The 22,951-nt window shown below is 48.7% G+C and carries 19 protein-coding genes; 2 read left to right on the top strand and 17 right to left on the bottom strand.

Annotated elements, in window-relative coordinates; genetic code table 11:
- The first annotated feature begins 20 nt into the window (after window positions 1-20).
- Complete coding sequence (locus tag BC351_RS38175) at window positions 21-803, top strand: GNAT family N-acetyltransferase (protein ID WP_158082373.1); 783 nt, start codon at window positions 21-23, stop codon at window positions 801-803.
- Window positions 804-857: 54 nt separating this feature from the next.
- Window positions 858-1,727 (top strand): SDR family oxidoreductase, encoded by an 870-nt coding sequence (locus BC351_RS38170; RefSeq protein WP_079420911.1) that lies wholly within the window; start codon window positions 858-860, stop codon window positions 1,725-1,727.
- Between the two features lie 76 nt (window positions 1,728-1,803).
- Here BC351_RS38170 and BC351_RS38165 read toward each other — a convergent pair whose 3' ends face one another.
- The 17 genes from BC351_RS38165 to BC351_RS38085 form a co-directional block, all read right to left on the bottom strand.
- A complete protein-coding gene (locus tag BC351_RS38165) occupies window positions 1,804-2,499 on the bottom strand; it encodes a YdcF family protein (RefSeq protein ID WP_144028662.1) in 696 nt (231 codons plus the stop codon).
- Window positions 2,500-2,504: 5 nt separating this feature from the next.
- Complete coding sequence (locus BC351_RS38160) at window positions 2,505-3,164, bottom strand: alpha/beta hydrolase (protein WP_079420910.1); 660 nt, start codon at window positions 3,162-3,164, stop codon at window positions 2,505-2,507.
- A 47-nt stretch (window positions 3,165-3,211) separates the two neighbouring features.
- Window positions 3,212-3,928, bottom strand: coding sequence for a peptidylprolyl isomerase (locus BC351_RS38155; protein ID WP_079420909.1), 717 nt, complete (start codon window positions 3,926-3,928; stop codon window positions 3,212-3,214).
- A gap of 63 nt (window positions 3,929-3,991) precedes the next feature.
- Window positions 3,992-6,592, bottom strand: coding sequence for a PBP1A family penicillin-binding protein (locus BC351_RS38150; RefSeq protein ID WP_144028661.1), 2,601 nt, complete (start codon window positions 6,590-6,592; stop codon window positions 3,992-3,994).
- Window positions 6,593-6,736: 144 nt separating this feature from the next.
- Window positions 6,737-6,976 carry an RNA chaperone Hfq gene (gene hfq / locus BC351_RS38145; protein ID WP_056620871.1) on the bottom strand — a complete coding sequence of 80 codons (240 nt, stop codon included), beginning with the start codon at window positions 6,974-6,976 and terminating at the stop codon, window positions 6,737-6,739.
- A 66-nt stretch (window positions 6,977-7,042) separates the two neighbouring features.
- On the bottom strand, window positions 7,043-8,011 hold the full coding sequence (gene miaA, locus BC351_RS38140; protein WP_079420907.1) for a tRNA (adenosine(37)-N6)-dimethylallyltransferase MiaA: 969 nt from the start codon (window positions 8,009-8,011) through the stop codon (window positions 7,043-7,045).
- Window positions 8,005-8,781, bottom strand: a complete 777-nt coding sequence (locus BC351_RS38135) for a class I SAM-dependent methyltransferase (RefSeq protein ID WP_079420906.1) — start codon at window positions 8,779-8,781, stop codon at window positions 8,005-8,007. The genes miaA and BC351_RS38135 overlap by 7 nt, the downstream gene beginning before the upstream one ends.
- A 4-nt stretch (window positions 8,782-8,785) precedes the next feature.
- Window positions 8,786-10,822, bottom strand: a complete 2,037-nt coding sequence (gene mutL, locus BC351_RS38130; RefSeq protein ID WP_079420905.1) for a DNA mismatch repair endonuclease MutL — start codon at window positions 10,820-10,822, stop codon at window positions 8,786-8,788.
- A gap of 5 nt (window positions 10,823-10,827) precedes the next feature.
- Window positions 10,828-12,264 carry a S41 family peptidase gene (locus tag BC351_RS38125; RefSeq protein WP_079420904.1) on the bottom strand — a complete coding sequence of 479 codons (1,437 nt, stop codon included), beginning with the start codon at window positions 12,262-12,264 and terminating at the stop codon, window positions 10,828-10,830.
- A 39-nt stretch (window positions 12,265-12,303) separates the two neighbouring features.
- Window positions 12,304-14,928, bottom strand: coding sequence for a DNA mismatch repair protein MutS (mutS, locus tag BC351_RS38120; RefSeq protein WP_079420903.1), 2,625 nt, complete (start codon window positions 14,926-14,928; stop codon window positions 12,304-12,306).
- A 257-nt stretch (window positions 14,929-15,185) separates the two neighbouring features.
- On the bottom strand, window positions 15,186-16,634 hold the full coding sequence (locus BC351_RS38115) for a putative amidoligase domain-containing protein (RefSeq protein ID WP_079420902.1): 1,449 nt from the start codon (window positions 16,632-16,634) through the stop codon (window positions 15,186-15,188).
- 140 nt (window positions 16,635-16,774) lie between these two features.
- Window positions 16,775-17,341 (bottom strand): outer spore coat protein CotE, encoded by a 567-nt coding sequence (gene cotE / locus BC351_RS38110; RefSeq protein WP_079420901.1) that lies wholly within the window; start codon window positions 17,339-17,341, stop codon window positions 16,775-16,777.
- A gap of 115 nt (window positions 17,342-17,456) precedes the next feature.
- A complete protein-coding gene (locus BC351_RS38105) occupies window positions 17,457-18,416 on the bottom strand; it encodes an aromatic acid exporter family protein (protein WP_079420900.1) in 960 nt (319 codons plus the stop codon).
- A gap of 70 nt (window positions 18,417-18,486) precedes the next feature.
- The gene (locus tag BC351_RS38100; protein ID WP_079420899.1) at window positions 18,487-19,329 is read right to left on the bottom strand and encodes an ABC transporter permease; all 843 of its coding nucleotides are present in this window, start codon (window positions 19,327-19,329) and stop codon (window positions 18,487-18,489) included.
- Window positions 19,326-20,096: an ABC transporter ATP-binding protein gene (locus BC351_RS38095; RefSeq protein WP_079421031.1), complete on the bottom strand. Its 771-nt coding sequence runs from the start codon at window positions 20,094-20,096 to the stop codon at window positions 19,326-19,328. The genes BC351_RS38100 and BC351_RS38095 overlap by 4 nt, the downstream gene beginning before the upstream one ends.
- Window positions 20,097-20,145: 49 nt before the next feature.
- Window positions 20,146-21,159 (bottom strand): ABC transporter substrate-binding protein, encoded by a 1,014-nt coding sequence (locus tag BC351_RS38090; RefSeq protein WP_079420898.1) that lies wholly within the window; start codon window positions 21,157-21,159, stop codon window positions 20,146-20,148.
- 170 nt (window positions 21,160-21,329) lie between these two features.
- Window positions 21,330-22,850, bottom strand: coding sequence for a carboxypeptidase M32 (locus tag BC351_RS38085; RefSeq protein WP_079420897.1), 1,521 nt, complete (start codon window positions 22,848-22,850; stop codon window positions 21,330-21,332).
- Between the last annotated feature and the right edge of the window lie 101 nt (window positions 22,851-22,951).

Here is a 22,951-nt window from a genome sequence, read left to right as displayed (position 1 = left end):
AAGATTGGAGTTGTTCCCCATTGAATAAGGAAACCGATTTGTGCTCGACGATCGAACCCATAGCTTCGAATACTTGGCCTGCTGAAGCCTCGCATCATCTTGAGCATTGGCTGGTTCGAGCCTCTCAAGGCGTTACTAAACGCGCAAATAGTGTGCTTGCTATTGGTGAGTACCCCAAAGACCCCCAATGGTTGGCGAAAATCGAGCAGTTTTATTTATCACAGCACTTGCCGGCCATCTTTCATGTGAGCGGCGCTTCTCCCGCAGGTTTGGATGAAAGGCTAGAAGCAGAAGGCTATTCGCTTGATACGCCATGTTTATTAATGAGTGCATCCAGTCATGAAGTTGCAGAACGAGCCTATAACAAACGGATTCAGCAAGCTCACTCCGCTGTCACGACAGTTTGGACGGATAAGCCAGATGCCGATTGGCTTGCCGCTTTTCTCGAGCTGGAACAGTTTCCAGAAGAACGCAGAGCCTTCTATGCAGGTCTTTTTGATCGAATGCCTGAAGCCAAAGGGTTCGTCAAGCTTCTGCAAGATGGCCAAATCCTTGCATTAGGAACCGCTCTCGTCGAAGGGGAATGGGCGGGCTTCGTTAACGTTGTCGTCCACGAGAACCACCGCGGTAAAGGTATCGGTTACCTATTGATGCATGCCTTAACGGAGTGGAGTATGGAGCAAGGAGCTCAGCGGCAATATTTGCAGGTCGTTGCCAGCAATCAACCTGCCGTTAGCTTGTATGAAAAGCTTGGCTATCAGGCTTCCTCTGGCTATCATTACCGCGTCAAGTATGATTTGTAGGCCATTGCTGCATCCTAACTAAGAATTTGGATAGGATGAAAGGAGCATTCCCTCATGGCTACAGCTACCGAACAGAAACCTGCTTTTCCCCCTCAGCACCAGAACCAGCAGCCAGGCCTCGAAGATCAGATGAATCCTCGGCCTGTGTTTGAACCAGCTCCATATAAGGCGGCAGGCAAGCTGCAAGATAAAGTTGCATTGATTACCGGAGGTGACAGCGGCATAGGCCGGGCTGTTGCTATTGCTTATGCCAAAGAAGGCGCAGATGTCGTGTTCGTCTATCTCAACGAGCATGCTGATGCCGAAGAAACACATCGTCATGTAGAAAAGGCCGGACGGCAATGCCTACATGTCGCAGGCGATATTGGCGATGAGAACTTCTGTACCCATTTGATCGAACAAGTTATTCAGAAGTTCGGCAAGCTCGATATCCTGATTAATAATGCCGCTGAGCAGCATCCGCAGCCAAGCATAGCCAATATTACATCAGAGCAGCTCGAGCGAACCTTTCGCACGAACATTTTCTCCTTTTTCTATATGACGAAAGCAGCATTGCCTCATTTGAAGCCGGGAAGCGCGATTATTAATACAGCTTCCATTACAGCTTATCAAGGGCATGAGAGCTTGCTCGATTACTCCGCTACCAAAGGCGCCATCGTCACCTTCACACGCTCATTGTCCCTTCAACTGAATGCCCAAGGAATTCGCGTGAATGCTGTGGCACCTGGACCGATTTGGACGCCTCTCATACCTTCTACCTTTACAGCAGAAGAAGTGGCAACCTTCGGCTCGACCACCCCCATGAAACGTGCTGGTCAGCCCAGCGAATTGGCAGCAAGTTATGTGTTCCTTGCCAGCGAGGATTCCTCCTACATGGCCGGGCAAGTACTGCATGTGAATGGCGGCACAATCGTGAACGGTTAACTAGGACTAGGATGCACGTCAAAAAAAGCATGACGGACAAGTGGACTTCTCCGCTTATCTGCCATGCTTTTTTCTTTTATATGCCAGCCTTTAGCAGTATTTTCGTCCATATCCATTTCGTATAGGCCATCGTTTCCCGTGCCTCATGATACGGCATGAACAGCACTTCCGACTTCGTGGAGGAGACAAGCGGCTGCTTCAAACCAACCGTTTCCGCGATATCCAGGGACCGCGAGCCATGGTAGCTATGGGTCATAATAATCGAACTGACCCAACCCTTCTGATCCATAATTTGCTTGCTGTAAAGCAAATTCTCATAAGTGCTTGTAGCCCGCGGCTCGATTAGAATGCTCTTGGCCGGCAGCCCTTTTTTCACTAAATAATCGCGCATCCCTTCGGCTTCCGTCAATTTGGAACCATTATGGTCCAATCCGCCGCTGACAATCAGCTGTTTGAATTTCCCCTGCTTGTACAGCTGAATGGCCAAATCCAGCCGTTCCTGCAGCCCTGGGCTTGGAATGTCCTGACGAAGGGAAGCGCCTAGCACAATGCCAACATCTACTTGTTCTGGCAGAGGCTGGTTGGGAGCTACTTGTACTTTCCACTGGACATAAACGATCCACGCAACCCCCAAGAGAAACCCAATCATACAAAGCCGAAACAAGGTCGTTAAACTGCGACGCAGCTTCGATTTTGGGGCATTCCCCTTGCTTTTCCTAGGTTTGGCTGTCATTGTTTTTTGGTTTTTGTTCATATGGGTTCTCACACTCATCCAAGCTACTCCTTGTCCAAAAATACGCTCACTTGACGAAACAGGTTAGGTGCATCGTCGCTATGACAAATAAGATGATCGGATCTAGGATGCCAATGGATTTCGCGTTGACCTCTCAATTTACTGTAGATATAGCGCGCACTTTGTGGATGTATTACCTGATCCCTTTCAGACTGCGCGATCAATGTGGGGATATGTACTTGGCTCAGCTCCGGTTTCAGATGCCGGACCAACCGTGTGAATTGCCAAGCGGCTCTGAGCGGCGTTGACTTGGCTTTGACCAGACTTACTTTGCGCTGGTACTTCCATTCATCGCGTATCACTTCAAGCATTCTGCCTGGACTGACGTAAATCACCGCCGTGTTAAGTAAAATAAGTCTGCGAATTGGATATCTGACCGCTAAATACGCAGCAAGCAGTCCCCCCATGGAGAAACCGACCATATCGAAAGAGCCGTATTTCGCTGTCATTGCCTGCGCATGCTCTTCAGCTGCCCGCACCCAGTCTTCCCAATGAGACGACTTCAGATGATGGTACGAATCCCCGTTCCATGGCAGTCTGGGCACTTCACAAAGCTGACCGCGGTCTCGCAAATGCCGAGCTAACGGTTCCACCTCATAAGGCCCCCCCGTAAAACCGTGGAACAATAAACATGGCTGCTTCACCCGGCATCCTCTCCTACCCTTTGTTTAAGCATTCATACTCAACACATTTATTTTTCTTTGATGGTGATCGCGTCGATCGTTACCTTTTCTTTGGGCTTGCTCGGAGTTGATTCTCCGCCCATCTCAACAGGAGTCTCGGCGATTTTGGCAATCGTCGCCATGCCTTCAGCCGTTACTTTGCCGAAAATGGTGTAGTCAGGCTTTTTGTTGAGTGCAGAGCAATCATCTCCTGAGCAAATGAAGAACTGGCTGCCGTTCGTATTCGGCCCTGAATTGGCCATGGCAACAATACCCGCTTCATATTTATGCGTTGTTTTCAGTTCATCGGCAAATTTGTACCCAGGGCCTCCTCGGCCTGTTCCTTGCGGGTCTCCCGTTTGAATCATAAAGTTTTTGATAATCCGATGAAACGTAACGTTGTTGTAAAACCCTTCTTTGGATAAGAAGACAAAGTTATTTACCGTTTTGGGAGCTTCATTGGCAAACAGATCAATCGTAAAGGAACCTTTGGACGTTTTCACTTCCGCTTGATACGTTTTCTTGACGTCAATCACCATATCCGGTGCTTTCGTCCATTGTTTGGATGCCGCAGGTGAAGCTGTGGCGCTTGTTGCTGGAGTAGCGGTTGCTGCCGCCGTAGCTCCGCTCTTAGGCGTTGCTGTCCCTCCTGCTGTTTCAGACGGCTTGTTGCCGCAAGCAGCGGCTAACAAGGTCAGTCCGATTAGTACAACCGGCAATAATTTCTTTGATTTGACTGCGTTCATTGTCATTTCCTCCAGGTGTGAAATAGTGGGATTCGTCAGAATAACTCTTCTTCATTGTAATGCTTATGGATTGATTGGAGCAATGACCTGACCTGCATCCTTCGGTTTGTCTGAAGTTCCATCCACAGGCTTGTTTGCCGGAGGAGCGCTTGGACTTGGCGAAGGACTTGGACTTGGATTGGGATTACTGCCAGGACTAGGGCTCGGGCTTGAACTAGGACTAGAACCCGGCTTATCTGTATTGGTTGGCGAAGTCGTTGGTTTAGTTCCTGGTGACGTTGATGGCCCCAAAGGATCCTTCCCATTGCCAGGCGAAGGAGATGGCGACATCGTTGGCGTTGGCGATGGACTTACACCACCCGGCAATGTGTCATCCTTCGGTACTTCTACGCCAGCCACATTCGACTTGGCCCCTTGGGCATTCGTATCTATACTGATAGGCACAACATAATATTGGTACGATTCCCCACTGTTCACGGAGGTATCATTCACGCTAGGCGTAGCTGATTGTATCAACATTCTGGCATCTGCTTCCGCTGCACCTTTACGATAAAGCTGATAAGCAATTTTGTCTCCCAGAGATGACCAAGCTATTTTCACTGACTTTTTATCAGGTTCATAAATGGCCGTCAAATCGCTGATACCGCTTGGCGGTTCCGTCAAATCAGGCACACTATCCGGCTTCACAAAGTTTGTAACGGGCCGGCCATCCAACGATTTGGTCATGACTTCCTTGAAAATCATGGACGGACTTCCGCTTCCTATCGTCACGTAATGCTTGGCATCGACTTTATCGAAGCCTTCCCACACCGCTGCTGTCCATTCCGGTGTATAACCGACGAACCAAACATCACGATCATATTGCTCAATTCCCTTGATGTCGAGTCCCGTTGTTCCTGTTTTTCCCGCTACAGGACGGTTCATTTTCGCTTTGGTTCCCGTACCGCCCGGTTCAACTACCCCTTGCAGCAGGAGCGTCATATAATAAGCCGTTTTCGGTTGAATCACTTGCTTGCTCTCAGGCTTATAAACGGCAACTTCCTTGTCTTTAGCATCTGTAATGCGCAGAATGGCATGGGTCTTATTTTGAACGCCTTGATTCGCAAAAGCTGTGTAAGCCGCTGCCATTTGCAATGGCGATACGCCATCGGTTAAGCCGCCTAACGCGATCGACAAGTTACGATCTTTTGTTGCGTTTAATGGAATGCCGAGCTTTTTGGCAAAATCCATTCCGGTTGTGACTTTAATTTGATCTAGCAGCCAGACCGGAGCCAAGTTATACGATTTTTTGACCGCCTCAAACATCGATATTTGTCCATGTGTCGCACGGTCATAATTTCGAGGCGAGTAGGTTCCGTTGCCGAATGATGTTTGCGTATCATCCATGATGGAATACGGCGTATACTTTCCGCTTTCTAGTGCCGGTCCATAGGCGGCTATCGGTTTGAAAGAGGAACCTGGCTGCCTTTTGGAATACACGCGGCTGAACCCTCTGGATTTATAATCCCGACCGCCTATCATCGCCATTAAGGCACCGGTTTTGTTGTCCATAATGACCATCGCGCTTTGAATTTTCTGACCGTCTGAAGCATCCTTTTGGAAAAAGCTCGGATTCGCATAGGTTGTCTCCATCGTTTGTTGAGCTTTCACATTCATTGACGTGTAGATGTGGTACCCTTTTGTCAGCAATTCATCTTCATCAATGCCATACATATCTTCCGCTTCATTCATCACATAGTCCACATATGTCGCATATTCCTGTGAACCTTGGGTTGCAGCCGGCGGAGCTACATAATCAACGGCTGCCGCTTCCGCACGCTCGGCTTCGGTGATATAGCCTTGATCGGTCATCAATCTAAGAACAACAGCCCGGCGCTCCTTGGAAAGATCAGGGTTTTTGAGCGGCGAATATTTGGAAGGCGCCTTCGGCAATGCCGCAAGTGTCGCCATTTCCCAAATCTTCAGATCGTTCAGATTGGACTTCCCGAAGTATACCTTGGCAGCGGCTTTGATCCCATAAGCATTGCTCCCAAAAAAGATACGATTCAAATATCGTTCAAGAATTTCATCCTTCGTATACTTCTCGTCTAGCGCAAACGCAATGGACATCTCTGTTCCTTTGCGGAACGCTGTTTTCTCAGAGCTAAGAAACACATTTTTGGCCAGCTGCTGCGTAATCGTACTTCCGCCTTCTACAGCGCTCATATGAATGATATCTTTGGCCAAAGCGCGTCCAATCGCCCAGAAGTCGACGCCTGCATGCTGTTCAAAGCGGCGGTCTTCTGTTGCAATGAACGCTTGCTTCAAGCGCTCCGGAACATCTTTAATATTGACGCTCTCGCGGTTTTCGCCTTTGTAGATCTTGGCAATTTCCTTCGCTGGCTTGTCTTTGCCATCTTTATCTTTGCCTTCTTCTTGCGCATAAATAAGCGTTGATTCATTCGTAGTCTCAATTTTATCAATATTGTTTTCCAGGATTTTGAAGCCGCTCATAATAACGACGATATAAATGGCTAATGCACATATAAGAGCTAAAATCGCTGCGATAATTGTACCTGTAATCAGCTTCCGGAAACTAAATCCCTTTTTCTTAGAACCTTTACCGTTTCCTTTCGGCTTCGATTTCGTATTCGCTGCCGTTTGCTTGTTCGTAGGTTTCTCCAAATCCACCGACTCCCCCGTTGTTCATATCTTTATCTAATAACCAACAAAAGAACAACCTTAAACAAGGTTGCTCCCACAAGTTTCTATTCGGTTAGACGATTCAGTCCATTAAAAAGTTGCAAAACGAACGAAACGAAGTATTGATTATTCCGTAGCTTCAGCTGCCGCCATGAGCGAAACTGCACGCTGCGGAGTGAAGGTAGAGATTGCATGCTTGTACACCATTTGCTGACGGCCTTCGCTATCAATGATAATGGTGAAATTGTCAAAAGCGCGAATTAATCCTCTGATTTGAAACCCATTGGTTAAATAGACGGTAACGGGAATGCTTTCTTTGCGCAGTTGATTAAGAAAATTGTCCTGGATATTAATGGATCTGTTCATCAATAGGTCCCCCTTAATGGAATGAAACTTTCGCCTGAAGGCGCTATTTTCTAATGGTGATATTTGTTAATTATATTCAATTTTATGTACAAACTTTCCTGCTAGTATATCATTAATAATTTGGAAATGGGCAGAAAAATTTGCTGAATCCGTTACATCCACCCAATGAATGTCCTTCATATGCCGAAACCAAGATAATTGGCGCTTGGCATATCGGCGTGTATCACGCTTCAATAGGGTGACTGCCGCTTCGAGACTCATGTCCCCTTCGAGATAACTTACGATCTCTTTGTAGCCCAGAGCTTGCATGGAAATCGCTTGTTTGGGACAGCCGGCCGCAAGCAAAGACTCCACTTCTTCAAGAAGCCCCTCCTGCATCATGGCATCAATCCGCTCTTCGATACGCTTATAGAGAAGCGCTCGGTCCATCGTTAAGCCAATAATACATAGTTCGTAAGGCGACTCTTTTTTCTGGGAAGCCAAATGAGTTGACATCGTTTCACCGGAAACATGGTAAATCTCAAGCGCACGTATAACTCTTCTGCGATCATTGGCGTGCAGTCGATCCGCACTGCCAGGATCAATCTCACGCAGCCTCTGATGAAGCGCCTCATCCCCGTTCGAGAGGGCGAATGCTTCCTGTTCTTGGCGGAATGCTTCATCCATACTGACATCCGTAAACTGATAATTGTAACAGACGGATTCGATATAAAGGCCCGTTCCTCCTACGATAAAAGGAATCTTGCCACGCGAGTGGATGTCCATAATCAAATCCTTCACGCGCTCTTGAAATTCAGCCGCCGAGAAGGGATAAGAAGGATCGTGAATATCAATCAAATGATGCGGGACAAGCTTCTGCTCAGCTTCGCTCGCTTTGGCTGTTCCAATATCCATGCCACGATAGACCTGCATGGAATCACCGGAAATAATTTCACAGCCAAACTGCTGAGCGATTTCTAAGCTCAGCTTGGTTTTGCCAACTGCCGTGGGACCAAGAAGCACGAGTAATTTCGGCTTGGCTGATGGGGCTAACACAGTCGAATCACTCCATACGTTGTTTTGGTCGTTGATCTTAAGACATGCTCGAATCCGAGCCGATCAAACTCTTTACTGTCTCTGCTTTCTTTGAGCACGATGCTCTTGCGGGCGACACGTCTGGCTTCTGAGAGGGAAGCTAAGCTTACGGCTTCATCGTTCGCACTGCGCCGAAGATGAGAAATCGCTTGAGATTCCTCAATCGGACTGCGGAACATCGGATCAAAATAAACGATATCCACACTTTGGTCAGCAAGCTGCTGCAAATAAGCGAGATGATTCGTTTGTTTGACTTCGATACGTCTCATTGCTTCGTTAAGCTCCGCAATTTCTGATTCATATACGGCTAACCCTTCATGAATCAGCATCGCCGGGATTTCTTCGCTTTCTAGAGCAGTCACTTTTCCCTGCTTGCCAACCGCATAGGAAAAGACAATCGCATCCGAAGCTAATCCGGCTGTACAGTCCACAATAACATGACCTGCTTCTGCACCTGAAGCCTCAATCAAGAGGTCGGATTCCCCCCGCTGCATCCGTTTCACACGAACGAGCGCCATACTCGGGTGGAAAAAATACGCAGGATGGTCATCTTCATAGTACCTGATCTCATCTCTGGTCACAAGCAGAAGGGACTTTTCTTTATAATTTTTCCTAAGATGTTCCAAAGAATACTTTTTGCGCTGAACAAGTTGACCGCCATAATCCGCCGCTAGTCGCCCTGCTTTGTGCAGCAGTTCCTTGGACGGATTGTATGAAGTTGTAACTAACACGGATTTACATCACTCGCTTAAACATTTTTTCCAACTCATAAGTCGTAAAACTAACAACAATCGGTCGACCATGCGGACACGTATACGGATTACGGCAGCTGGCAAGACGGTCTATCAATGTTTCCATTTCAAGAACGCTGAGACCTTGATTGGCTTTGATCGACGCTTTGCACGAACACATGATGGCTGCTTTTTCTCTTAACTTGGCGATATCTACGGCCTTTTTCTCGCTCAGCACCCACTCGCACATTTCTTCGACGATCCCTTTTTCCTCACCGGACGGGAACCAATGCGGATGAGCGCGAACGAGGAACGTATTTCCCCCGAAGGCTTCCATATACACGCCCGCCTGTTCAAACAAAGACAGCTTGTCCGCAATCAAACCAGCTTCCGACGGTGTGAATTCCAATGTAATCGGAACGAGCAATTCTTGGCTTGCCTCAGCAGGATTGCCAAAACGCTCGTAATAATATTCATAGTTAATTCGTTCATGCGCAGCATGCTGGTCAATCAAGAAAAGTCCTTCATCATTCTGCGCGACCAAATACGTGCCATGCATTTGTCCAATGGGATCTAATCTTGGAAATGCCGGCAGTTTCGGCGTCTCGCTGTCCGTCGTCGCCGGCAGCAAGTCCATGAAGGCTTCATTCGTGCGGCGCTGCTGCTGGATCGAAGCGCTTCTTGGATTACCGCTTGGAGGTGCATACGCGTTACTGGATGTTGATTGGGTACGAACGGGACTGGAAACCGCTGGCGTGAATGTGCTTTTTGTGGACTCCACCCTTGGTGTCCATGCTGGGACTTCACTTGTCTTCCCTGAATCTGACCGGTACGGAGTCAAGATTTCTTTGATTTGAGGCGGAGCTTCTGCAAAGCTCTGAGCTTTGGACTCCCGCTGTTGACCAGCGTTCTGAATCGACATCTCTGTTGGTGTGAAGGATTGCTGCTTAGGCGCAGGCGCAGGCGCAGGCTCTAATGTCCTTGCCAGATCCAGCTGTTCCTGCACGTAAGCGCCTTTCGGCGCTGCCGGCTTGACGCCTTGCGGAATCAGCACTTGTCTGCCGAACAATCGCTTCACTTCCGCTTCGATGAGTGCGGTCAACTCCGCTTCTTTGCTGAAGCGGACCTCAAGCTTGGATGGATGCACGTTCACATCCACCAAGGAAGGGTCCATCCCGATCTGCAGCACCGCGACGGGAAAGCGGTTGATCGGCAGCAGGGTATGATACCCCTGCAGCAGAGCTTGATTCAGCGCGAAATTGCGCACGTATCGACCATTCACGATGGTCGATATGCCGCCTCGGTTCGCGCGGGTCATCTCGGGCTTCGCCACGAAGCCCGAGATGGTATAATCCAAGCTTTCCACTTGGAGTGGAAGCATTTGCTTGCCTATGGCCGTGCCATAGATGCCGGCAATCACTTGCAGCAAATCACCGTTGCCAAGCGTCTGGAGAAGCACATTGCCGTTGTGCTTCAACGAGAAAGCGATGCCGGGATGCGCCAGGGCTAATCTGTACAAATAATCAGAGATGTGCCCAAGCTCCGTCTGAATCGTCTTCATATACTTCAAGCGAGCCGGCGTATTGTAGAACAAATCTCTTACCGTAACTTCCGTCCCCCGCGAAGCAGCTGTTTCCTCGACACTGCGAATCGTGCCGCCTTCGATGAGAACTTTGCGCCCCAAGCCATCAGTAGTTGAGCTTGTGACGCATTCCAGCTTCGAGACGGAAGCAATACTCGGCAAAGCCTCGCCTCGAAAACCTAATGTCCGAATCGAGAACAAATCCTTGCTCGTTGCGATCTTGCTCGTCGCATGACGCTGAAACGCCAGCTCGCAATCCTCCAGCGCCATCCCAGACCCATTGTCGGATACGCGTATTAACTGAAGCCCGCCCTCTTCGATGGTCACGTCAATTCGTGTGCTCTCAGCATCAACCGAATTCTCAACGAGTTCCTTCACAACAGAGGAAGGGCGTTCCACCACTTCCCCGGCTGCAATCTGGTTCGCTATATGTTCGCTTAAGAGTTGAATTTTACCCATATTTCCTAGTTCCCCTTTACTGCGCGAATGGAAACATTCTCTCCTTGGTCATTCACTTTCAGCTGTGGAAAATAATCATCAAACAGATCGACATTAACATAGCTTGCACCATTTTCAATGATCAGCTTATCAGCTTCAACTGGAATGGCATGCGTTCCTTTACTGTCAGCGACTTCAACGGTACGATTGGCCTCATTCCACGTAATCGTAGCACCGACAAGTGCAGCAAGCCCACGGGTTGACGCATATAATTTCCCGTTTTCATGAAAGCTGCCGAAGCCTGTTGCCGTTTCAACACCATTAAAGGTTACAGAATGCTTAGAAATCTGCACATTAATATCCGCGATGCCGGATTGATGCAAAGCTGTGATTAACTGTGCTGCAGCTCCATCCACTTTAATATCTGGTGTGATGCCAACTTTGTTCACTTTACGCTTATTCGGCGTCAAGTACTCTTCAATCGTTACTTTCAGCGCACTGTTATTATCCAGCTGATACAGCTGTTGTACGCTGCCTTTGCCGTAAGTTTGCATGCCGATTACTTTCGCTACGTTATAATCCTGCAATGCGCCAGATAAAACTTCCGATGCGCTTGCGCTATTTTCATTAGCCAAAACATAAACAGGAATGTTTAACTCCGAACCTCCTGTAATTAGAACAGGATCATCTTCGCCATTGCGATCACGCGTATGAATCAAGACGCCTTCTTTGACAAAATGCTTGGCAATGTTCTGTGCCGTATCAACAAGGCCGCCTGGATTATTGCGCACATCGAGAATCAACGTTTTCAAGCCTTTCGCTTGAAGCGCCGCTAATTGCGTGTCAAAGTCTTCATCAGCGTCACTTGAGAACTCAGTAATTTGGATATAGCCAACACCATTAGAGAAGCTTTGGCTGTAAACCTCGGGGACATTCACGCCTTTGCGAGTAAGCTCTACCGTAAGCTCTTTGCCTTCTCGCTCCACTGTAACTTTCACTTTGGAGCCTTCGACACCGACAATCTTGTTGCGCACTTCATCAATGGAGGTTTTGGAGGCGGTGACGCCATCGACAGCACGAACATAATCATCACGCTTTAAGCCGGCAATTTCAGCTGGAGACCCTGCGAAAATTTCTGACAAGTAGACTCCGCTCTCATCAATACCGATGCGCGCACCCATACCAACATAATTATTTTCCAGCGAGCTGGTGAACTGATTATATTCTTCCTTGCTAAAAAATACCGTATATGGATCTTTTAATCCCGCAATCATTTGCTTAATGCTTTGATTCGCAAGCGCTTCTTCTGTCACACCGCTCACATGCATTTTACCGATGATTTCTCGAACTTGCTGAGTTTGCAAATCTTCTTGTGCGATAGCACTTACGGGCAGCACCGTCATCAAAGCCGACGCAAGCGCTAAGGAAACCTTCATTGTTTTCAATCTTGGCTGTTGGTTCATATGCGTCTCTCCTTGAATTGTAAGATGAAATGATTAAAATTATTGCAGCTTTTGTTTCCATTCGTATACTAAATTAAGCGCCTGCAGCGGCGTCATATTAATTAAATCAATCCCCTTGAGCTGGTCGATCACAAGCTGAGCTTTGCCGTCCGGCTTCTTCTTGACGGCAGCGCTTGAAGGGCTGTCCTCCTCGAAGAGGGACAGCTGCTGGATCGGGGCTGCCTTCGCCTGCGGGGCAGCCGTTGTTGCGGCGGTCTGAGCTGCGCCAGCCGCCCGCTCTTCAAAGCCATTCAGCAGCTCGTATGAGCGCTGAATGATCGTATCCGGCAGCCCGGCGATTTCGGCACAATAGATGCCGTAACTCGTACTGGCTGCCCCGGGAATGAGCTTGCGCAGGAAGGTGACCTGCCTGCCGCTCTCTTTCACGGCCATGCAGTGATTGCGCAGATGCAGGAGGCTTTCCTCCAGATGGGCAAGCTCGTGGAAATGCGTTGACACAAGCGTCTTGCAGCCGATGCGGTCATGCAGGAATTCAATCACAGCCTGCGCGATGGCCATGCCTTCACCTGTTGAGGTGCCGCGGCCAAGCTCATCGATGATGACCAAGCTTCTGCTTGTTGCCTTCTCGGTCATGACTTGGATGTCCATCATCTCAACCATGAAGGTACTTTGCCCGCCGATTAAGTCATCCGCAGCACCGATCCTCGTGAAGATCCGGTCCGTGACCGGGATGCGCGCGGATCGGGCAGGTACAAAGCAGCCGATCTGCGCGAGCAGGCAGATGACGGCAACTTGCCGCATGTAGGTACTTTTGCCGGCCATATTCGGACCGGTAATGAGCAGGATGCGGCCCTGCTCCTGCTCCAAACGCGTATCGTTCGCGATGAACGAGCCGTCTTGGATGACCGCCTCCACAACCGGATGGCGGCCTTCCTCGATCAACAGATCGAAGCCTTCGCCGATCTCCGGCTTGCGGAAGTGCTGCGCCGCGCTGACCGCAGCCAGCGATTGATACACATCAGCGGTCGCAATAACTTCCGCCAGCTTCTGCAGTCTGGAGATATGCTGAGAGATCCGGTCGCGAAGTTCCGTGAACAGCTCATACTCCAGATCAACCATTTTATCCTGCGCTTCCAGAATAAGCGCTTCTTTCTCTTTGAGCTCCGGCGTCACATAACGTTCGGCATTCGCCAGCGTTTGTTTGCGCTCGTAACGGCCTTCCTGCAAGGCGGACATGTTCGCCTTCGTCACTTCAATAAAGTAACCAAACACCTTGTTGTAGCCGATTTTCAGCGACTTGATGCCTGTCGCCTCCCGCTCCTGACGCTCAAGCTCAGCGATCCACTGCTTGCCGTTCTTGCTCGCTTCCCTGAGTTGGTCCAGATAAGGCTGGTAGCCTTCCCGAATCATGCCGCCATCGCGGATAGACACCGGAGGCTCATCTTCAATGGCGCTGGCAATCCATGACATCACATCATCGCAGTTGTCCATATTGTCGACTAGCTTGCGCAGTGTTTCGGAGCCGGAAGCTGCACAGACCTCTTGCAGCAGAGGAACCTGCTGCAAGGAATGCTTCAAAGCGATCATATCGCGGGCATTCGCATTCCCATAGGAGATACGCGCCACCAGCCGTTCCAAATCATAAACTTCCTTCAAGGCCTGCTTCACATCTTCACGGACGATAAGCTGATTATAGAGTAGGTTCACAGCTTCCAAACGCTCTTCGATGCGCGTAACGCTCATCAGCGGCTTCTCAATCCAGCGGCGCAGCATGCGCGCACCCATCGCCGTCACAGTTTTGTCCAGCAGCCAAAGCAGTGAGCCTTTTTTGGCGCGTTCGCGGACTGTTTCGACCAGTTCAAGATTTCTACGTGTGAAAGGATCCATCGTCATGAATTGATCCGGTTCATACACACGAATATGCTTGACATGTGTCAGCGCGCGTTTCTGCGTTTCTTTCAAATAAGCCAGCAAGGAAGCTACGCCTTGCCGATTCAAAGCAGATAGCGTAGCTAGAGCAGAATCTTCTGCGAAATGCTCATCCAGCAGCTTCTCATCGACCTCTGTCCACTCTGTTAATACCGTACTGCGCCCCCAGGCAATGCCTGTTTCGCGAATGGTAGCGAGATTGCCTTGATTCGTAATGATTTCTGACGGGTTATACACATTAAGTTCATCAATAACAAGTTCCCAAGAGTTGCTCAGCAGGGTCGTGTACAGCTCGCCTGTTGAAATATCACAGGCTGTAAAAGCATAATTATTCGCTTCGTTCACAATGGAAACGATGTAATTGTTGCTCGATTCCCCTAACAATTTGCTGTCCATAACCGTTCCTGGCGTGACAATCCGGACGATTTCACGGCGAACGACACCTTTGGCTTCAGCAGGATCTTCCACCTGCTCGCAAATCGCCACTTTATAGCCCTTCTCGATGAGCCGCGACATATAATTTTCTGCTGCGTGATGAGGAACTCCGCACATCGGAATCTTCTCGTCAGCGCCGCCTTCTCGGCCAGTTAACGTAATCTCCAGCTCGCGTGAAGCATTAATCGCATCGTCAAAAAACATTTCATAAAAATCTCCCAGACGAAAAAACAAAAAAGCATCCGGGACTTGCGCCTTCACGGCCAAGTATTGCTGAATCATCGGCGTATATTGGGCCACCTTGCGTTCCTCCAACCAATTACAGTATTCATGATAAAACTATGAAACTAGCAATTACAATTTTCATATGTGTGCAAAGAAGACATATCGAAGCTGCCTATGAGGAGCTTTGAACGTGTAAGTAAGTGTTCCTTATCAAGCGACAAGAGCCTCTAGAAATTGTTCTTCAACCAGCCTCTAGAGACTCGCAATCTAACCTCTGAACAGTTATTTCCCAAGAGATCATCGTAGTATGTTATTATAACATGATTTGTTCTTCAAAAGCTTCTTTCAGGGTGATACGGAGCAATTTTCCAAGCCTTGCGAATATCCGCTCTTTCATCCCATGGTTCCATGGACATTACTCTTGCTTGGAGCCGATCCAGATCCGCTGCATAGACCTCATACCCATTCAATTGTTCAAGATCCTGCCAAAGCTTCGCAACTGTGGCTTGAAGCCGCTGTTTATCTCCGCGATAGTAGGCTGCTTGCACATCCGGCTCCTGCAAGGGTTGCCGCGTGAGCAGCCAGTAATTGTCCGCGATCAACGAAGCAAGAGCAAAGATGCCGCGCGTGATGACCGGCGACTGCATCCAGCTCGGCAGTGTGCGGTACTCGAAGCCTCCGTGCGACTTCTTCCGAAAGTCGCCGAGAAAACCGTACCGAGGGCGGCGCTCGCGTGTCGACTCGCCCTCGATCAAGATCAAGGGCAGCGCGAGGTAATTATCGAGCGCGCGCAGCAAATGCCCATTCAGCCAGCAGCGGCTGAAGTGGATATGTCCGCCGAGGGGGTAGCCTCCCACCGGCATGCCGCCCGAGAGCCAAGCGAGGCTCTCGTCTTCGATCTTCCGCGTGGCGAGCTGCATCGTAGCCTGCAGATTCCTCGCCAGCTCACGCGGGTCCGTACTTGGCTGCGGGCGCAGCTCCGCCAGCGGAAGAATCAAGCGCTGGCCGCTGAGCACGATCGCATCGCAGCCCACCTCGCCCTCCCGCGTCAGAAAGCGGTCAGCGAAGACGACTTTGCCCTGCGGGCTCAGCAGCAGAAACTCAGGGTCGCTGCCAAGCATCACGCGCTCCTTGCGGCGCAGCTCCTTCGCCAAGCCCATCTCGTAGCGGTCGATCGCTTGCGCATACAGCGAAGCCAGCCTCCCGTTCAGCTTAGGAACAGGATCAACATCCAGTACCAACGTGTGACCGCTGCGCAGCACACCGATGGTGACTAACCCATAATCCAAACCCAAGGCATAGATCGCTTTGACAGCTTCGCGGCTTGCTCTGCGAACATGAAAGCTTGCCCGCTCAGGAGCCACTTCTATGTAGGCCGAATGAACACTCGACTGTCTCTGGTCAACGAGTGTTTTCTCCGATAACAACAAGGTTTCTTTTTTCTCATATACGACTAATGTCTGCAAATGAAAGATAGCTACTTTATATTTATACGTAAAGGCTGGTCGTTCCTCCTTGCCGCCAAGTGAGCCATAGGAAGCAATCGTCTTGATCCCATGCATCTGCAGCAATTCATCGCGCTTCGAACGTTTCTGAGCTCTCACAATCGCTTTAATTGGCTGTAAAGCTTGCCTATTCGGCAGCTCATCGTGCGCTGCTCCCCAGTGAAGGATGACCGTGCCGCGCCAATTCTCAGGGAGCTTTGTTCCGCTGGGGACACGTATAAGTCCCGCCAGCTCCAGTGCTTCTTTTTCCTGTGCGTGCAGCAAAAAAGTTTCCATGGCCTTGGCTCCCCATTCCTCACATGACCTATCCGTTCAATCGACCGTACATACGCCCAATTATTGACAAAAAACAAAAAAGAGGGCAAATGCCCTCTGCCGAACCTCTATCGCCCGCATATACTGGCGTATACAGATTCTTAATCCAAATCGTCTTCGAGCAAGTCGGCATCGAGATCCTCGAAATCTCCATCGCCATGATCATCGAAATCCACATGCTTGTCGTCGAAGTCATTGCAGCCGTTGGTGCAAACGACTACACAGACTTTCGTTTCGGCAATCAGCTCGACTTGGAATTCGCGTTCTACCCGAATGATGACGCTGTCGCCGCTTGAAGAGATACTAGCTTCCACACAGTTGGGCTCTTGCGTTGCGACAGCAGACACTTCGGCAGTAGTCGGCTTATGTTTTTTGTCCAGATAGCTTAGTCCAACAATTTCTACATACGAAATGGTTTCTTTTGCTACGTCTGTTTTGGTGTTACGATCGTAAGAATACCAGATGTTGATATCATAAGTACCAACTACTTCTACGCCATCTCCGGATTGGATCGCCTCGAATTGGTTATTAATAATCCAAGCGCCCAATATACTGGTCGGAGAAAAGGGCGGAGTCACGGTATGACTTACATGCGAAAATTTGCGACCTTTACCGCAGACAGCTTTTGTAATGATCTCTCTGCATTGCAAATCTTTATCTAATGACATCCTTTCAACCTCCTCCATACAATCATTCATTACAAGTGTATGCAGGACAGTAGTCTAGAGTGACAAATATTTTTATATTATTTTTGAGCAAGAAACATACTGATAGCTGTCAGAGTCAACCTGCCTCGGGACGCTGTTTTTTCTGCTTTTTGGCAATGGATAAATAGTGCATAAGTTCTCTGTTCAGCTGAAGAATCGCCGCCCGCACTTCGAATTCAGCGCGGCTTTCCGGCAGCGGCATCATTTTATAACGCTCATCAAGCTCCTTCAAGTCTTTCTCCGATTCACCCGTATAGTAATCTTCCTTCACAGAATGACTAATATCTTCAAGGATACCAGCAACAAGCTCTCCTTGCGGCAATGTCTGGTACACCTGGGCGACAAGATCAATCATGCGATGGATGGATTCCAGCTGTTCGCCGCGCATGAAAAAGTAGACACGCCAATAAGGATCTCCTCCGAATATAAGCCGATTTTCCATGGCGCGTTTAGCCAAGGCAGCTCCTTGTTCAATCTCTTCACTGACCTCCAACAGCTCTTTCCCATCCCAGATCACCGTGTTATCCCGAAGATGCTTGGCCATGTTGACGAAAATATCGGAAAACAACGTCTCGATTCTCTCCTTATGCCTAACAATCTTTTTATCGGCCTTCGGCATATAAGCGATATTGATGAGTGTCGCCGTACCTAGTCCGACGAGCAGCAAACTCATTTCATTCAGTACCGATCTCCATCCCGCATCTTCATAAGCAAAAAGATGCAGCATGACAACAGCTCCAGTCACAGCACCCTCTGTAATTCGCAAACGATGCAGCAAGGGAAAGACAATAAGCAGAAAGACGCCAACTACCCAAACATGGAACCCAACTACTTGAAACAGCAAACAACCGATCAACAGTGCTAGCAAGGAGGCTGCAATCCGATGAAGGGCGCTTTGAATTCCTTTTTTCTTCGTCACTTCTATCCCGAGAATGGCTAGAAGCCCTGCTGCTGCAGGCGTTTTTACCCCAAAAACATGCGCAATATACATGGCAATTACTACCGCAAGGGCGGTTTTCAGCACACGAAAGCCCATAGCGTCTTCACCTCTTTACTGGTTATACCTATGGGCTCATTATTTCATTTTCGACAAGATGTGGCAAGCTTCACCGATGTTTTGTCAATCTTTTTTCCAAATAAGAAACCAGCTGATACATGATTGTAGCGACAATGGCGATGACGAACAACGTAGAGATGACCAAGGTGAAATTAAATACTTGAAAACCATATATAATCAAGTAGCCAAGCCCCATCTGAGAGACGAGAAACTCTCCCACAATGACACCAACCCACGCTAACCCTACATTTACTTTCAATGTGGAAACGATAGCCGGAAAGGACGCCGGCAGAATAGCCTTCAGAAATATTTTCCGCTGATTGCCTCCGAATAACGTAACGACCTTGACATAGTTCTGATCAACCTCTTTGAAGCTTCCGTATACGACGAGCGTCGTAATGATAACCGTAATCGATAGCGTTGTGGCAATAATCGAAAGCAATCCCGGCCCCAGCCCTACAATAAATAGCGGACCCAGCGCTACCTTCGGCATGCTGTTAAGGACGACGATATAGGGATCAAGCACTCTTGATAGAAACGGCGACCACCAAATGATGACGGCTAGCGCTGTTCCAAACAAAGTCCCTAAAGCAAAGCCGATAATCGTCTCTACGACGGTGACCCCGACATGAGGAAGCAGGCTTCCGTCAAGCAGTTTATCCCAGAGCAGCCGAAACACTTTGGTCGGATAACTAAAAAGCAGCACATCAATCCATCTCAAGCGAGCAGCAGCTTCCCATAAGGCGAAGAAGAGCAGGAGAATCGCAAGCTGGACAAGCCGGACATTTTTCGTTTCCTTCTTTTTCGCGCTCACATACTTCTGATGAATTTGTTTCGTGAGCACTTCATCTGCGGCTGCGATGACTTTCGTGTTAAGCTGCTTATCCTTCATGCTTCTTGCCCTCCAAATTCCTGCCAAATCAAGCGAAATAGGGCATGGAAGCCAGGCAGTTCCCGCGCTGCGAATGGGACTGTCGTCCGAATCTCTTCCGGAATCTCGAAGGTTTGACGGATGCGCCCTGGATTCGGATCCAGCACAATGATACGGTCACTCATTGCAATAGCCTCTGTGATATCGTGCGTGACAAGGAGTGCTGTCTTCTTTTTGGCATGCAGCGTCTCTACAACCAAATCTTCCAACTGCAGTTTGGTTTGGTAATCCAAAGCAGAGAATGGTTCATCCAGCAGCAGGAGTTCGGGCTCCGTGGCCAGCGTTCGAACTAGCGCTACGCGTTGGCGCATGCCTCCGGAAAGCTGAGTCGGGTAATAATCTTTGAACCCCAGCAAACCCATTTCTTCCAATAAATGCAGTACTTTCTGCTTTGCTTCCTTCGTTAATGCGCCAGTGATCTCCAAACCCATGCAAGCATTATCTTCAATCGTGCGCCAAGGAAAGAGATAATCCTGCTGCAGCATGTATCCGACCCTCGTGGATGGTTCCGTAACTTTCTTCCCTGCGATCGTCACCGTGCCAACGGTCGGCTTGATGAGCCCGGCAATAATGGACAAGAGAGTTGTCTTCCCACAGCCGCTAGGACCAATCAAACTGACGAATTCACCACGTTCAATGGTCAAATTAATCTGCTGAACAGCAAGCGTTGCCCGCTCCTCGGTTACATAGACCTGTGTTACGTCCTGTACAGTCACAGCTGAATCCATGTTCATACTCCCCTCTTGTTCGAATCAATGACGACTTGTTGCTAACTTATTACGGTTTTACAGTTGTTTTTGCTTTCTCAGCGAATGTATTGTTAACGAGCGTCTTCCAAGCTACTTTTTCCTTCAGCTCGCCCGCGGACGTCATCACATCCAGCAGATTGTTCCATTCCTGCTCATCCACAATGCCATCCGTAGCGAATGAACCTTGATCTTTATACCTTTGAACAACACTTTTCACAATTCCAGCATCGATATCTTTGAAAAAGGGCAGAACCGCCGTTGTAATTTCATCTACGCTTTTGGCTGCAACCCACAACTGCGCACGCTGAATGGCATTCGTAAACTTCTGCGTTGTTTCGGCATTCGCCTTCAAGAAGCTTTGTTTCGTCATAAACACCGTGTAAGGCAAGTGCCCGCTCTCTACGCCAAAGGAAGCAACGACGAAACCTTTGCCTTCTTTCTCAACGATGGAAGCTTGTGGTTCGAAGAGCTGTACATACTCCCCTGTCCCTGAAGAATAGGCAGAGGCAATATTGGCGAAATCAATATTTTGAATCAGCTCCAGATCTTTCTTCGGATCAATGCCATGCTTCTTAAGTGTGAATTCTCCAGCCATTTGCGGCATGCCGCCTTTTCTTTGACCGAGAAATACCGAACCTTTCAAAGCATTCCAGTCAAAAGCGTCCACTTTCTTGCGGGCTACGAGAAATGTGCCATCCGTTTGCGTCAGCTGCGCAAAATTAATAACCGGATCGCCTGACCCTTGCTGCGAGACATAGATGGAAGTCTCCGAGCCAACCAACGCGACATCAATCGCGCCTGAAAGCAAGGCGGTCATCGTTTTATCACCGCCCGGCGTCGTTGTTAACTCCACATCCAGACCTTCATCCTTAAAAAATCCTTGCGACAACGCCACATACTGCGGTGCATAAAATAATGAACGTGTTACTTCGCCAATCCGTACCTTTGTTGTTACTGTGCTTTTCGTGCCGCACGCGGATACGACAATACTTAGCAGTAGGACGGCAGATAAAGCGATTCCCCATCTTTTCCGATTGTTCATAGACGTCCCTCCGATTAAAGTTGTACTGTATCCTATGCAGAAGCCCAGAAGTCGGTTAACGGTGTTTCGGGCAGAAACCGTTGTCAAATAAAAAAAAGGACGCCCAACCTTCCTGATGCGGAAAGTTTGAGCATCCTCTTTAACCTGTAGCAGGATTCCTGCTAGTATAGTTAGATCCCGTAAACCGATTTGTATTTCTCTTCCAAATACGATACCAAGTAATCAGGATTCAACTCTTCCCCTGTCACTTGCACAATAATTTCGTTTGGTGTTAATAATTTGCCGTGTTGGTATACCTTATCTGTCAACCACTCTTTAATCGGCACCAGATTGCCCGCGGCAATCAAGCTGTCGAAATTCGGCAATTCTTTGCGCAGGGTTTCTGTGAATTGCGCCGCGTACATGTTGCCAAGCGCATAGGAAGGGAAATAGCCGAAAGCTCCGCCCGACCAATGTACATCCTGCAGCACGCCTTCTCCATCATTAGACGGAGTTACGCCTAAGTACTCTTCATATTTCTCATTCCACGCCTGCGGCAGGTCTGCTACAGCGATCGTACCGTTGAATAAGCCTTTTTCCAGCTCGTAGCGAATCATAATATGCAAGTTATACGTCAATTCATCGGCTTCAATTCGAATTAGCGAAGGCTCGATATGATTGATCGCTTTATAAAAGGAATCCACGTCGACATCGTCGATTTGACCGCTGAACGTCGTTTGCAGCTCACCATAATACCGTTCCCAGAACGCCTTGCTGCGACCAATCACATTTTCCCAGAAACGGGACTGCGACTCATGAATCCCCATCGAGGTTCCCGTGCACAGATTCGTCCCGACCAAATCCTTGGATATGTTTTGCTCATACAGCGCATGACCGCCCTCATGTATGGTGCCAAATAAAGCAGAGGTAATGTCATCCGGCAAATATCTGGTCGTGATACGCACATCGCCCGGATTTAACGCCGTGGCAAAAGGATGCACCGTCTCATCCAAGCGGCCCGCATCAAAGTCATATTGCATTTGCTTCAAAATCGAAAGTGAAAATTGCTTCTGTTTGCTAATTTCGAATTGCTGATCCAAAAAGGAGCGATTCGGCTGGTTCGGAGAAGCTTGAATCCGCTGAAGCAAAGGAACTGCCTTTTCGCGCAGTGCGCCAAATACTTCATCCAGCTTTTCGACGGTCATGCCAGGTTCGTACATATCTAACAAAGTGTTATATTTATGTCCTTCATAGCCCCACAGCTCAATAAACTCTTGGGTTGCCGCGACGATTTTCTCCAAATAGGGCTGAAAGGACACCCAATCCGAGTTGTGTTTAGCTTCTTCCCATGCCGATTCGGCTTGTGAAGTAAGCACAACATAGGCTTGATATTTTTCAGCCGGTATTTTCTTGCTGCGGTCATATTCCTTTTGGCATTCCAGAACCATTTTGCGTGAAATGGCATCTAACTTTTCCAGCTCTGCCGGCTGCGTAAAAAATTGCACATAACTTCCCATTTCATCCGATGTGGACATCCGGAAAACCTCGGTGGATAGTTCTCCGACAACTTCGGAGCGAGTCTCAATTCCTTTTTTCGGAGCGCCGGTGCGCATATCCCAATAAATGAGAGCGATGGCCTCCTCGTACTGTTTCATTTTGCGAACATACGCTTTGAACGATTCCAGCTTTGCTGGTGCAGCTTGCACACTCATGCTCTAATCTCCTCCCAAAAGTTTCTTAATTTATCATACTTCGTCCCCTTCTCAGAATCAAATTTATGCTAGTGTATGTTAGAATAATGACAAGCCTTTTC

The organism is Paenibacillus ferrarius (genome assembly GCF_002027705.1).
Taxonomy (GTDB): Bacteria; Bacillota; Bacilli; order Paenibacillales; family NBRC-103111; genus Paenibacillus_E; species Paenibacillus_E ferrarius.
Note: the sequence above shows the minus strand (reverse complement) of the source record. Positions and strands in the feature narration are given on the sequence as shown.